Source organism: Pseudomonas sp. F9001 (assembly GCF_013385435.1).
Taxonomy (GTDB): domain Bacteria; phylum Pseudomonadota; class Gammaproteobacteria; order Pseudomonadales; family Pseudomonadaceae; genus Aquipseudomonas.
The window spans coordinates 37184-50872 of the sequence record NZ_JACAPX010000011.1 but is presented as its reverse complement, the minus strand read 5'-3'; the positions used below and the strand labels follow the sequence as shown (position 1 = coordinate 50872).

General features: G+C 59.8%; 13 protein-coding genes. 11 read left to right on the top strand and 2 right to left on the bottom strand.

Translation table 11 applies throughout. The annotated features are described in order from the left end of the window. Window positions 1-222 precede the first annotated feature (222 nt). Window positions 223-522, bottom strand: coding sequence for a hypothetical protein (locus tag HX818_RS08975; RefSeq protein ID WP_177019872.1), 300 nt, complete (start codon window positions 520-522; stop codon window positions 223-225). Window positions 523-890: 368 nt separating this feature from the next. Between HX818_RS08975 and HX818_RS08970 the strand changes: the two genes are divergently transcribed. From HX818_RS08970 to HX818_RS08925, 10 genes are all read left to right on the top strand, one after another. Continuing rightward, on the top strand, window positions 891-1880 hold the full coding sequence (locus HX818_RS08970; RefSeq protein ID WP_177019871.1) for an aldo/keto reductase: 990 nt from the start codon (window positions 891-893) through the stop codon (window positions 1878-1880). Beyond that, window positions 1877-2467, top strand: a complete 591-nt coding sequence (locus HX818_RS08965) for a flavodoxin (protein ID WP_177019870.1) — start codon at window positions 1877-1879, stop codon at window positions 2465-2467. The genes HX818_RS08970 and HX818_RS08965 overlap by 4 nt, the downstream gene beginning before the upstream one ends. A 24-nt stretch (window positions 2468-2491) precedes the next feature. Continuing rightward, window positions 2492-3484 (top strand): aldo/keto reductase, encoded by a 993-nt coding sequence (locus HX818_RS08960; RefSeq protein ID WP_177019869.1) that lies wholly within the window; start codon window positions 2492-2494, stop codon window positions 3482-3484. A gap of 62 nt (window positions 3485-3546) precedes the next feature. After that, a complete protein-coding gene (locus HX818_RS08955) occupies window positions 3547-4014 on the top strand; it encodes a cupin domain-containing protein (protein WP_008432610.1) in 468 nt (155 codons plus the stop codon). Window positions 4015-4244: 230 nt separating this feature from the next. Then, entirely contained in the window at window positions 4245-5018 is a 774-nt protein-coding gene (locus HX818_RS08950; RefSeq protein ID WP_177019868.1) for a carboxymuconolactone decarboxylase family protein, read from the top strand. 121 nt (window positions 5019-5139) lie between these two features. After that, a complete protein-coding gene (locus tag HX818_RS08945) occupies window positions 5140-6084 on the top strand; it encodes an alpha/beta fold hydrolase (RefSeq protein ID WP_177020114.1) in 945 nt (314 codons plus the stop codon). Window positions 6085-6133: 49 nt separating this feature from the next. Beyond that, window positions 6134-7186 (top strand): alpha/beta hydrolase, encoded by a 1053-nt coding sequence (locus HX818_RS08940; protein WP_177019867.1) that lies wholly within the window; start codon window positions 6134-6136, stop codon window positions 7184-7186. Window positions 7187-7267: 81 nt separating this feature from the next. Further along, a complete protein-coding gene (locus tag HX818_RS08935; RefSeq protein WP_003209726.1) occupies window positions 7268-8161 on the top strand; it encodes a LysR family transcriptional regulator in 894 nt (297 codons plus the stop codon). Between the two features lie 283 nt (window positions 8162-8444). Continuing rightward, a complete protein-coding gene (locus HX818_RS31375) occupies window positions 8445-9941 on the top strand; it encodes a methyl-accepting chemotaxis protein (protein WP_177019866.1) in 1497 nt (498 codons plus the stop codon). 385 nt (window positions 9942-10326) lie between these two features. Further along, the gene (locus HX818_RS08925; RefSeq protein ID WP_177019865.1) at window positions 10327-11127 is read left to right on the top strand and encodes a GNAT family N-acetyltransferase; all 801 of its coding nucleotides are present in this window, start codon (window positions 10327-10329) and stop codon (window positions 11125-11127) included. A gap of 102 nt (window positions 11128-11229) precedes the next feature. Here the strand turns inward: HX818_RS08925 and HX818_RS08920 are convergent, their stop codons facing one another. Beyond that, window positions 11230-12171, bottom strand: a complete 942-nt coding sequence (locus HX818_RS08920) for a LysR family transcriptional regulator (protein WP_177019864.1) — start codon at window positions 12169-12171, stop codon at window positions 11230-11232. A 98-nt stretch (window positions 12172-12269) separates the two neighbouring features. On the opposite strand from HX818_RS08920, the gene HX818_RS08915 reads away from it, so the two are divergent. Further along, window positions 12270-13469, top strand: a complete 1200-nt coding sequence (locus HX818_RS08915) for an MFS transporter (RefSeq protein ID WP_177019863.1) — start codon at window positions 12270-12272, stop codon at window positions 13467-13469. Window positions 13470-13689 lie beyond the last annotated feature (220 nt).

Genomic DNA, 13689 nt, shown 5'->3' with positions numbered 1-13689 from the left:
CAAACACTGGAACGCGCCTATGAAATCAGGGGCTATTCAGTTTTTACTGCGCACGGAGCTCATTCCACATAACGGAGCTACAAATGCGTCCGACCGGAGATCGCCTGTGCGACTGCGCAAACCCGTGCTTGTAGGTCTTCATCGCCAGTGTTGTAGCGCGGGGCTTGCTCATCTAGCACAGGCCTTGGATTGACTCCCCATAAATGGCCGATACTCCTCTTCTTATTGATGAGTATCAGCCTCCTCAGCGGGGTAAAACTCGCCCTCCTTCCCCATTTTATTCAGCCGTTCGCGCACAATGACCTCAACGCTGGCTACGGCGGTTTGATCGTCCGGGTTGACCAACTGCAAGCACAGGCGTTGGACATTCTGATCGTGGGTGCCCTCGCTCATCATCTCGTGGGTGAAGACCTGTTCGCCACGCCATAGGCATACCTGGGTATGCGTCTCGCCAAGCCATATTTCGTTGATTGATCGAAGGTCGGTTGTCTCTAGTTGATCGACGGTGATTGTCTTATCCATTGCGCTGTACCTTACCCATGAGTAGATACAGGTAGACTTGCCGGCATAGCGGGTCGTTCCACGCGTTGGCAGTTCAACCGGGCTAATGGTGGTTAAGCACGTCCCGGTTGGAACCAGGCCAATTGACGATTGAAGGCGGACAGTGCGAGCCGATAAGGGCAATCACATGACTGATCCTGCTGTTCCACATGCAAATGGCCGCGCCTGGATCAACTTTGATCTCCCCTCCTCGGGCCGATACTGCCAGCTTCGCCACCGCCCCTCTTTCGGGACTGATGAGCAAACCTCATGAAGCCTTGCCGATTTACCCGTCTAGTCCTCAGTCGTTAGCGCGCTTACTGTCTCCCCACGCCCAACGGGAGATCAACATGCACAAACGCACACTCGGCAACAGTTCACTCGAAGTATCCGCCCTCGGCCTCGGCTGCATGGGTCTGAGCCATGGCTATGGCCCGGCCACGGATACCGAGCAAGCCATCGCACTGATCCGCTCAGCCGTTGAACGAGGCGTCACGTTCTTCGATACCGCCGAATTCTACGGCCCCTATATCAATGAGCAAGTAGTCGGCGAGGCGCTGGCGCCAGTTCGCGACCAGGTTGTGATCGCTACAAAATTCGGCTTCGCCGTCGGCACCGACAATACAAAACAGGCTCTGGACAGCCGGCCCGAACGCATTCGAATAGCCGTCGAGGGTTCGTTGCGTCGACTGAAGACCGATTACATCGATTTGCTCTACCAACACCGTGTCGATCCGGACGTGCCGATTGAGGACGTTGCCGGGGCGGTGAAAGACCTGATTAGCGAAGGAAAGGTCAAGCACTTCGGCCTGTCGGAGGCAGGCGCGCAAACCATTCGTCGCGCCCATGCGGTACAGCCGGTCACGGCGCTGCAAAGCGAATACTCGCTGTGGTGGCGCGAGCCTGAGCTGGAAATCCTGCCGACCCTTTGGGAGCTGGGCATCGGCTTCGTACCGTTCAGTCCATTGGGTAAAGGCTTTCTCACCGGCACGGTGTCGGCCGATTCCACTTATGGCAGTGACGACTTCCGCAGCATCGTCCCGCGTTTCAGCCAGTCGGCGCTGCAGGCAAATCAGGGTCTGGTGGTGTTGATCCGTCAGATTGCTGCGCAGAAACAAGCGACACCGGCCCAGATCGCGCTGGCCTGGCTGCTCGCGCAGGCACCGTGGATTGTGCCGATTCCGGGCACGACCAAACTGCATCGCCTGGAAGAAAACCTCGGCGGCGTGAACATCACCCTCGACGCTGCCGAACTCAAGGCCATTGATACCGCGCTGGCGCAGATCCGCATCGAAGGCGAGCGCTATCCCGAGGCCCTCAAGGCTCGCGTCGGTCGATGAGTAACGATCACGATCCGCTGCGGCGCACGGTCATCGCCGCACTGGCCAGCGCCCCGCTGCTGTCGCTCGCCGACGCGCAAGGCGCCAGTGAAACACCGCGTTCGGGCTCGCGGATTCTGGTCGCGTATTTCTCGCGCTCGGGCAATACCCGCGTGGTCGCCGGGCTGATCCAGCGTGGACTGGGTGCCGATCTGTTCGAGATTCGCCCCGCCCACGCCTACCCCGAGGACTATCTGCAAACCGTGGAACAGGCGCGTCAGGAACGTGACAGTGGCTTCGAACCCGAGCTGCAAAACACGGTTCACGCCCTCAGCGACTACGACACGATCTATCTCGGCTTTCCGATCTGGGGTGAAACCGCCCCGCCGATCGTGCGCGCATTCCTCAGCGCCCACGACCTGACCGGCAAGACCCTCATCCCCTTCAACACCCATGGTGGATATGGCCTGGGCAACAGCCGCCGTGTGCTGGTCAAGCACGCGCCGAAGGCCAAAGTGCTGGAAGGTTTTGTGATGGAGGGTGAGCAGGAGCGCAAGACCATGGAACGCGTGAACGGCTGGCTGAAAGATCATCCTCTCACGCACTAATCGAATTCTGTACGGAGTAACTCCATGAAAATCCGCACGTTGGGTAATGGCCTGGAAGTGTCCGCCTTGGGTCTTGGCTGCATGAGCATGACGTCGGCCTACGGGCCGGCAGCCGACCAAGCCAGCATGATCAAGCTGATTCGTTCGGCCCACGAGCAAGGCGTCACCTTGTTCGACACCGCCGAAGCGTATGGCCCGTTCGCCAATGAAGAGCTGCTGGGGGAGGCCTTGCAGCCGATCCGCGAGCAGGTCGTCATCGCCACCAAGTTCGGTTTCGATATCGACCTGATCACCGGCGCACGTGGCGGCGGCACCAACAGCCGCCCGGAGCATATACGCGCCGTGGCCGAAGCGGCGTTGAAGCGTCTGCGCACCGATTGCATCGACCTGTTTTATCAGCACCGCGTTGATCCCCAGGTGCCCATCGAAGACGTGGCCGGCACCGTCAAGGATCTGATCGCCGAGGGCAAGGTCAAGCATTTCGGCCTTTCTGAAGCGGGTGTGGAAACCATTCGCCGGGCCCACAAGGTGCAACCGGTCACGGCAGTGCAAAGCGAATATTCGCTGTTCTGGCGTGGCCCGGAGCTGGAACTGCTAGCCGTGCTGGAAGAACTGGGGATCGGCTTCGTACCGTTCAGCCCGCTGGGCGCCGGTTTCCTCACCGGTCAGATCGACGAGAACACGCAGTTCGACGCGAGCGATTTCCGCAATTTCGTCCCGCGCTTTTCCCCTGAAGCGCGCAGGGCCAATCTGGCGTTGGTCGATGTGGTGAAAGCCGTCGCGCAACGCAAACACGCCACGCCGGCGCAAGTGGCACTGGCCTGGTTGCTTGCACAGAAACCGTGGATTGTGCCGATACCGGGCACGACCAAACAGCATCGCCTGAAAGAAAACCTGGGCGCGGTCGAGCTGCAATTGACCGGCGACGATCTGCGCGTGATCAACGAACAGATGGCGCAGATTCGCGTGCACGGCGAACGTCTGCCGGAGTCGGCACTGAAAATGACCGGACTCTGAGTCTGCCCTATGCGACGCCATGTGCGGCGTCGCTTTCCCTGTCTGACCGGAGAACTCATCCGATGAACCGATTGATTGCGCCACTCGTTGCTTTGTCACTGATGGCGGCAGAGTCCCAGGCCGCCAGCGAAATCCGCGTTACGCCGAACGGATCCCAGCCTTCGATCAAGGGCGCAGCGGAAAACTTTACCGGCTCTGTACGCGTCGATGGCCTGTTCAAAGGTGAAGCGCCCGCGCGCATCGGTGGCGGCACGGTGACCTTCGAACCCGGCGCACGCACGGCGTGGCACACCCATCCGCTGGGACAAACGCTGATCGTCACTGCCGGCGTCGGCTATGTGCAGCAAGAGGGTGGCGCGCGTCAGGAGATCCATCCGGGCGACACTGTCTGGATTCCACCGAACACCCGTCACTGGCACGGCGCCACGGCCAGCAACGGCATGACCCACATCGCCATCGCTGAAGCCGAGGACGGCAAGACCGTCACTTGGGCGGAGCAGGTCTCGGAGGCGCAATACGCCGGCCAATAAAGTTACGGAATGTGTCGAAGCTGCTCGACCGGCACGTTCGCGGCCCCCCCCCCCACGCAACCTCAAGGCCCCGTAACAAAAGGCCAGCACCGGGATTCCAGTAGTTATTGCAACGTCGACTCATGAGTTCTGCTCAGGAGTCCATGCGCTATTTCGGGGTTAATCGCCACAACCATCCTCCTTACGATCCAGCGACACCGCAGCGTCCCGCAATGGATGGAGCCTTCACGATGATCACTGACACTCGCAACAGCACTGCCCTCCCCACACTCATGGCGCTCTGCCTGAGCGTCGGGGCGATGTTCAGCGTCACCACTCAAGCAGCCGAGGCTTCGCCCACCATGACCAGCACACCCGACAGCGCAGCCAGCTTGTCGAGCCAGCAACAAGCCATTCCACTGATCGCGGCGTTCATGGCGACCAGCGACATGCCCAACCTCAACACGGCGCTCAACCAAGGGCTTGATGCCGGCCTGACCATTAGCGAAACCCGCGAGGTTCTCGTGCAGCTCTACGCCTACGTCGGCTTCCCGCGCAGCCTCAACGCCTTGAATGAATTGATGGCCGTGGTGCAGGCGCGCAAACAACGCGGCCTTGACGATGCGCCGGGGCGTGAGCCGAGCCGGGCGATTCCGGTCGGGGATGAGCTGCTGGCCGCGGGCACGGCGAATCAAACCAAGATCTCCGGCGCCCCGGTCAAAGGCCCGGTGTTCGAGTTCGCCCCAGTGATCAACCGCTTCCTGCAAACCCACCTGTTCGGCGACATCTTCGAGCGCGACAACCTCGACTGGCAAAGTCGCGAACTGGCGACTGTCGGTGCGCTGGCAGCGACGCCGGGGGTCGAGCCTCAGTTGCGCTCGCACATGGCGGCGAGCCTGCGCGTCGGTCTCAGCGCGGCACAGTTGCACCAAGTCACCGAGCTGCTGAAAAAGCATGGCGATGCACAGACTGCCGAGCGGGCCAACGCAGCGCTGGCCCAAGCCCTCACGTCGTCGAGGAAATGATATGAGAACTGCAAAACATTTGCTGAGCGTCACGCTGTTGAGCCTGTTGGCGGCCTGCGCGAACCACTCCGAAGGCCCGCTGCTGATCCAGAAACAAGGCAGCTTCGCCGCCGGCGGAACGATGACCACGGCACCGGGCACCTTCAACCCGCGCCAACCGATGACGCCCAACGGTCAGACCTACCACGGTGACCACGCCTACGCCTTCTATCAAATCCCGGTGGACGCGCGAAAACTGCCCATCGTCATGTGGCACGGCGCAGGTCAGTTTTCCAAGACCTGGGAAACCACCGCCGATGGTCGCGAGGGTTTTCAGAACATCTTTCTGCGCCGCCACTACGGCGTCTATCTGATCGATCAACCCCGGCGTGGTGATGCCGGGCGCAGCATGGTCGAGACTACCATCAAGCCTGTGCCGGACGAACAACTGTGGTTCAACCAGTTCCGTATCGGCCTTTGGCCCCGCTACTTCAACGGCGTGCAAGTGGCACAGGACGCCCAGACCCGCGAGCAGTTTTTCAGGGCTATGACACCGAACACCGGGCCGTTTGACATGGGCGTGGTCTCCGATGGTGTGTCGGCGCTGTTCGACAAAATCGGCCCCGGCATCCTGTTTACCCATTCTCAGGGCGGCGGGCCGGGCTGGTTGACGGCGATCAAGAACGACAAGGTCAAAGCCATCGTCGCTTTTGAGCCGGGCAGCAGTTTCGTGTTTGCTGACGGTGAAGTGCCGGCGCCAATCCCCAGCGCGTTCGACACCGTGCAAGGCGCAGCGGTGCCTATGGAGCAATTCATGGCACTGACGCGCATTCCGATTCTGATCCTGTACGGCGACAACATCCCGGACCAGGCAGTCGATCTGCCCGCTCAGGACAGTTGGCGCGCACGCCTGAAAATGGCCCGGCTCTGGCGTGACGCGGTCAATCGCCATGGCGGTGATGTGCGACTGATACACCTGCCGGAGATTGGCATTCACGGCAATACCCATTTCCCCATGTCGGATCTGAACAACGTGCAGATCGCTGACCTGGTCGCGCAGTTCCTCAAAGAAAAACAGCTGGACTGACCCAAATACTTTTGCAACTGCCGCCCCTTTTTTTGCTCAGGAGCTTCACGTGAAGAACACCCTCAAAGCCACGTTCATGTCGGCATTGGTCGGCCTCTCGGCAGGCGAAGCCTTGGCCGCCGACTACAAGAAGAACCCGTTCACCCTCGCCTACGACGGCGCGATCACCCGCAACGAACCGGGCAAGGTCAACATCCACCCGGTCAGCTATAAGCTCAACGGTCTGGACATCGCCGCCAACGTCTACACGCCTGCCAACTACGACGCGAACAAGATCTACCCGACCGTGGTGGTTGCGCATCCGAATGGCGGCGTAAAAGAGCAAGTCGCCGGTCTGTATGCCCAGCGCCTCGCCGAACAGGGCTACATCACCATCACGGCCGATGCGGCCTATCAAGGCGCCAGCGGTGGTCAGCCGCGCAGCATCGATAAACCGGCGTATCGCATCGAAGACATCCACGGTATGGCCGATTTCATCAGCCAGTTCGCTGGCGTGGATGACAATCGTCTGGGCCTGCTCGGCATTTGTGGCGGCGGTGGTTATTCGTTGGCGGCGGCGCAAACCGACAAACGCTTCAAATCCCTGGCGACGGTGAGCATGTTCAACTCGGGTCGAGTACGCCGCAACGGCTACAATGACTCGCAAATGGACAGCATCCAGCAACGTTTGCAACAGGCATCAGCAGCCCGCGCGCAAGAAGCAGCGGGGGGCGCGGTGCTGTATTCGGGGGATGCCAATCTCACCGATGAGCAGATTGCCAAACTGCCTTTCGAACTGTATCGCCAAGGTTATGAGTACTACTGGAAAACCCACGCGCACCCGAACTCGACCTTCAAATACACCACAAGCAGCCTTATTGACCTGATGCGTTTCGACGCCACCGACCATATCGAGTTGATCAATCAACCGTTGCTGATGATCGCCGGTAGCAAGGCCGACAGCCTGTACATGACTCAGGATGCGTTCCCCAAAGCCACCGGCACCACCGACAAGGAAGTGTTCATCCTCGATGGCGCCACCCACATTGAAACCTACTGGGTGCCGCGTTATGTCGATGCGGCGGTCGGCAAACTGACTGATTTTTACGCACGCACCTTGTGATCAGCGCGCCAAGGGTCGCGTATCCGTGCGCGACCTGCTTTCATGGAATAATCACGCGCTCCTCATGAGAGGTTCTCATCAATGTCCCGCCCCAATCTCAACGACCTGCAAGCCTTCGTGGTCATCACCCGCGAAGGCAGTTTTACCCGTGCTGCCGCGCAACTGGGCGTTTCGCAGTCAGCGCTGAGCCACACTCTGCGGGCACTGGAAACCCGGCTGGGCGTGCGCTTGCTGACGCGGACTACGCGCAGTGTTTCACCAACGGAGGCGGGCCAACGCCTGTATCAAGCGATGGCGCCGCGCTTTGAAGAAATTGAACTGGAACTGGCTGCCGTCAGCGAGTTTCGCGACACCCCCGCCGGCAATGTACGGATTCAGGCGTCCGAGCATGCGGCGAACAATATTCTCTGGCCGAAGCTGCTGAAGGTGCTGCCCGACTACCCGGACATCAAGGTCGAAATCACCGTCGATTACGCCCTCGCCGACATCGTCGCGCAGCGCTATGACGCTGGTGTTCGACTGGGTGACCAGGTGGCCAAGGACATGATCGCCGTGCCGATCGGGCCATCGTTACGCATCGCCGTTGTCGGCTCACCGCAGTATTTCCAGCAGCGGCCTTACCCGATGGAACCGAGAGATCTGGCGGCGCACAACTGCATCAACCTGCGCCTGCCGACTCACGGCAGCCTGATGCAATGGGATTTCGAAAAGGATGGCCACGAACTCAAGGCCCGCGTCGAAGGCCAATGGACATTCAACAGCAGCGTGCCCATTCTGCGTGCGGCCGTGGCGGGATGTGGCTTGGCTTTCCTGCCAGAGGACATGGTGGCGAAGGAGCTTGCCGACGGTAGCCTTGTGCGGGTGTTGGAAGATTGGTGCCAACCCTTTGCCGGTTACCATCTCTACTACCCCAATCGCCGTGAACATTCGTCAGCGTTTGGCGTTGTAGTTGAGGCGTTACTCTACAAGAGCTGAGTCATCGACCTTCAAGGCGTCTGAATTTTTCCCGCCCCCTCAAACCGTGAATGAGCAGATGATTTTGATCGACTGCGTCGGGCGCGACCGGCTGCAAGCCGATTGCTGCCCCTCGTAACAAGCAGCTTCTGGCTTATCCCCCCTAAAGCCCCACCCAAAAACGCCGATAACCTCCTACCATCAATCAACCCCCGCTCCCCTACACCCGATTCGCTCCCCGCATGCTCGTATGGCACGTCGCATGCTTGCCTCACCCCGGCCCGTCCACATGGAGTACGAGTGAATGCCTGCCCAAGCCCGTTTCATCGAGCACTACCGCAAAGCCGACCGCATCATGCTCGCCCTGATCTGGCTGATGACCCTCTTCTCCCTGGGCCTGGCGTTCTGGCACGACACGCTGCTTCAAGCGCTCTTCATAGGCGCCGGCACCAGCGTGGTGCTGACCCTGGCCTATCGCGTCATCGGCGGCACCCGCCTGATGCGTTGCGCCCTTGGCGTCGGCCTGATGGTCATGGCGGCGTTGCACATCAACCAGGCCCAGGGTGTCATCGAATCGCATTTCGGTATCTTCGCGCTGCTGGCGGTGCTGACGTTCTACCGCGACTGGCTGCCTATCCTGGTGGCCGCCGTCACCATCGCGGTGCACCACGTGGTGTTTCATGCCTTGCAGCACCAGGGTTTCCCGGTGTTTGTAATGGAGCATCACGGCGGCTGGAGCATGATTTTCATCCACGCGTTCTACGTGGTGATGGAGACGGTCGCCCTGCTCTACCTCGCGGTGCACAGCCAGTCCGAAGCGGTAGAAAGCCAGGAAATGCTTGAAAAAATGCTCGCCGTCACCACGCAGTTCAGCGGTGAGGCCGTCAAGGGCAGTCCGGAAAAAGTGCATGTCTCCCTTGCCACCCGTTTCGATCACTTTCTGACCCAGATCACCGGCCTGATCGACGGCGTCGCCCGCGACTCCCACGGCCTCGGCCAACTCGGTCAGGAGCTGGCTCACGCCAGCGGCACCCTGGAAAAAGGCGCGCGCCACCAACTGGCGGAAATCGCCCAGATGACCGGTTCCATGCAGCGCATGGAAGATGCCATGGGCCATATCGCCGTGCACGTGGAGCATGCCGTCGAGCACGCGGGGCAAGCCAGCCAGCAGATCATCCGTGGCCAGGAAAGCGTCGGCCGCGCCCAGCTGGAAATCACTCAACTCGCCACCCGCCTCCACGACACTAACGAGACGGTCGAAGGGCTGGCCGTGCAAGCCGAACAGATCGGCTCGGTGCTGGAGGTGATCAACAGCATCGCCAACCAGACCAACCTGCTGGCCCTCAACGCCGCCATCGAAGCCGCCCGCGCGGGTGAGCAAGGGCGCGGGTTTGCCGTGGTCGCCGATGAGGTACGCAGCCTGGCGCAACGCACGGCAGTGTCGACCCAGGAGATCAAGACGATTATTGAAGGGTTGCAACACGGCAGCCGGCAAGCGGTTGAGGCCATGCACGACAGTCGCCAGGGCGTGGAGCGCTGCGTGGAGGACAGTCAGTTGGCGGTGGAGATGCTGCGGGCGGTGGGCAATGATATTTCGCAGATCGATCAGTTGAATGGGCGGATTGTGTCGACCACCCGTGAGCAATCCACGGCGAATGTGGAGATTGTGGGGCGGCTGCAGTCGGTGCAGAGCATCGCGCAGAATACGGCGCAGGATGTGGAGACGCTGGCCAGGAGCAGTGAGCGGTTACCGCCGATTGCGGTGCGGCTGGATGCGCTGGGGCGCCGGTTTCATCAGTGATTGGGAGCATGGGCCGGTGCTTGATTCAAGCGCTGCTTCTGACGCGGATTGTTAGTCCAGGCGTGAGCGTCGCTACGGGCAGATCGGGTTTCAATCAAATGAATCGGGCCCTTTCTGCTCCTTTATTTGGACGTGCCGTGTTCATTTTGAGCGTGGGCCGGATAGCGCATAGCGGCTTGCCTCTTCCATCAAGTCATCGCACATCGGATTGGCTTTGAGCATGTACGCAGCCGGGTCGATTATCGACAAGCCAAGCGATGTCTCTTCTGTGGCAGATGCCCAAACTTCTCCCATTGGCCCGACAATCTATTTCACTGCCCTCGCAGGTGCGTAGTGGTTGATTTACCGCTACCTTCCCTGGAAATCTTGCAAAGAGACGATGCACATGGATGTTGAATGGGCGCATGCCATCGAAGCCGCAGAAAGCGAGTACTTGTGTTCCCGCGTTGAGAGCTTGTCGCGGGTTAGTGGAAATCCTTTTGGTGCTCGTGTGTTTTTCAATGGGGCCTTTCCGTGCTTTCAGGTGAAGGCAACACCTAGCCCGATGTTCAATCGTATCTACGGTGACAGCACCGGCAACCCCCTTTCACTGCTGAGCTTGCTCAAGGAGTCAGCGGAGTATTCAACAGTAACGCCCCTTATCGGGAAAGCCTCGACGTTGGAGCAATTCGCTTTTGTGGGTGAGGAGCGATTCGAGCGTTTGAGGGGGTGGACGCATCTGCAGCTTGCGTGCCCCATCGAGGATGCGGTGTTGACCCCCCAATTATTCAACATCGAAGAGGCCACTTCAGACTCTCTCCCGGAGTTCGCGGCAGTTCATGCGAGTGGCTTTCATACCAAGCCAGAGCATCGTCAGTTGAGCCAGGCTTGTTTTGCAGGACTGATGTCGAATGAACGCCTGAAAATCTACGTCCTTAAAGCGGATGGGCAAGTCGTTGCAGGCGCGTTGATGTACCTGGCCACCAATGGCGTTGCCTACCTGGGCACGGCTGCCACTCGAAAAAATGCACGAGGCTTGGGCTATCATGGAGCGCTGATATCTCACCGGATAGAGCAAGCAAAGAAGCACGGCAGCCTGGTGATTGCTGCAACTGCGCTTCCAAGTTCACAGAGTCGCCGTAATTTGCAGCGCATTGGGCTGGCGGCGTCTCATGCTCAGGCGCTGTACCGCTTGGCAGATGGTTGAAACAGATTCGTAATCTACCTTCCGCTTGTGCGAACGGTAGATGTAAAAAGCTGCTGCGCCTATGGCGAAAATGGTAAGTCAGCCAGAGCTGTTCACATTCATTTAAAACCTCGGCACATCGACGTCGCGCAGAAGTTCCTCGGTGGCACATTTGAAACACTCCACCAGAAAGTCCAACAGGACCCGCACTCTGGCAATTCGGTACCGATTGCCATGCAGCACCGCAAACACCCCAGCTTCTGCTACGCAATAGTCAGGCAGCAGCATCTTCAACCGCCCGGCACGGATATCCGCTGCAGCGTCCCAAATGGTCTTGCGTGCAATGCCATGACCGGCCAATGCCCAAGCACGCGCCACGGCGCCGTCGTTGGTTTCCCAGGCGTTTTCCAATGGCACACTGTGGTTCCATGTCTGGCCGTCCACCCTGAAATGAAAGGTGTTTAAAGGACCCGCCGGAGTCACCAGCAGAATAAATTTATGCCCGGTGAGCTCGGCCGGCGTCTGCGGCTCGCCGTGGCTCGCCAGGTAGTCCGGCGAGGCACAAAGCACCCGCCAGTTGGGTGCCAGCTGCCGGGCGATCAACGAGCTATCACGCAGTGGGCCGAAACGAATGGCTAGGTCGACATCGTCCTGTACCAGGTTAGACATAGCGTCCGACAAGGTCAGCGCCACCTTCAACTGCGGATGCTGCGCGCAAAAGGTCTCGAGCCAGTCATTAAGCAGGTGACGGCCAAAGTCAGTAGAGGCAGACAGACGGACTTTACCGCGTACTTCCTGCTGACTCGCCTGCAACCCCGCCTCCGCCTCATCAATGGCGCGCAAGGCGACCCAGCATTGCTGCAGATAGAACCGGCCTTCATCAGTCAGGCGCAGTTGACGGGTTGTGCGATCAAACAAGCGGGTATGCAGCGCCGCCTCCAACTTGAGCAACCGTGCGCTGGCCGCCGCCGGCGACAACCCCAACTTGCGTCCAGCGGCTGAAAGACTGCCGAGGTCGGCAGCCTCAACGAACAAGCGCATGTCCCCCAATCGATCAGTGGCCATCTTCAATCCAGATTTGATTAAGCATCAAATTCTAGACCAATTATCAAATCACAGACACTTCATCACAATCAGGCCTCACCTGTTTTTCGAGCAAGCTCATGAACCGCGAAGAATCGATTCAACCCACCCCCCCGCCGTCCTCAGAACTACCTATCACTGGCTTACTGGCACTGACCACCGCGAGTTTTATCGCCACTGCCAACGAGAGCGTACCCGCCGGCCTGTTGCCACACATCTCCGACACGTTTGAGGTTTCCCAGGCATGGGCGGGGCAATGGGTCACCGCGTGTGCCCTCGGTTCCGGGCTGGCGGCCGTTCCCTTGACCTTGGCCTTGCAAGGTTGGCCACGGCGCCTTGTGTTATTACTGACAGTGGGGGTGTTCTGTTTGTGCAACGCGGTAACTGCCTTGTCGCCGTATTTTGCCCTCACCCTGGTCGCGCGCCTGATCGTCGGGGTCGCCACTGGTGTGGCGTGGAGCCTGTTGGCCGGTTATGCGCGACGCATGGTCGCCGCGCCCTTGCAAGGCCGCGCGATGGCAGTGGCTATGCTGGGTATCCCCGTCGCCTTGGCGCTGGGCGTACCACTGAGTGCCTGGCTGGGTGAACAGATCGGTTGGCGCAATGTGTTCGGGCTGCTAGCGGCGTTGAGCCTGGCGCTGATGGTTTGGATTCGGCGGAATGTCCCTGACTTTGCCGGGCAACGGGCTGGTCAGCGCTTGTCCCTGGGCCATGTTTTGTCCAGGCCAGGCGTGCGACCGGTGCTGACGGTAGTTATGCTGTGGATCATGGCTCATTACATGCTCTACACCTATATTGCGGCATTCCTGGCATCGGTCGGGTTGGATGGACAGGTCGAGCAGGCATTGCTTGCGTTCGGCATTGCGGCTCTCGTGGGTATCTGGCTCACTGGGCTATTGATTGACCGCTGGCTGCGGCGGTTGGTGCTGTTGAGCCTGGCCGGGTTTGCGCTGGTATCGCTGACATTGGCGTTGGGTGGCCTGCCTGCCATAGCGGTTTATCTGGCGATGGCTGCCTGGGGCCTGAGTTACAGCGGTGCACCGCCCCTGCTGCAGACAGCTTTGGCGAATGCTGCTGCCGACGGTGCCGATGTGGCTCAGTCGATGCTGGTGACCGTACTGAACCTCGCGTTTGCGGGCAGTGCCGTAGTGGGCGGTGTACTGCTTGAGACGACAGGCGTGGGATCGATCCCCTGGGCAACCTTGGGATTGGTGCTGCTGGCCTGGTTGGTTGTTAAGGTGGGTGGCCAAGCTGGGTTCAGGAGCTTGTCCAAGCCCTGATCGGTTTTACTGCCGCTTAGTCCGAATTCGGCTCAGCCAAAATGCAGGCAAGCCAGTTCACACAAATGCTGTGTGATGCCTTCCTCGGAGTGTTCCGGAGCTGCAATCAACAGCATCTCCGAGGCACTCGATGAGGCTCAAGCGACGGCACGCAATGCCGGTGATATTACGCCGCCGCTCAATCTCAACTTCGTCACTCTAAGCAGCTCGATTAAATTGT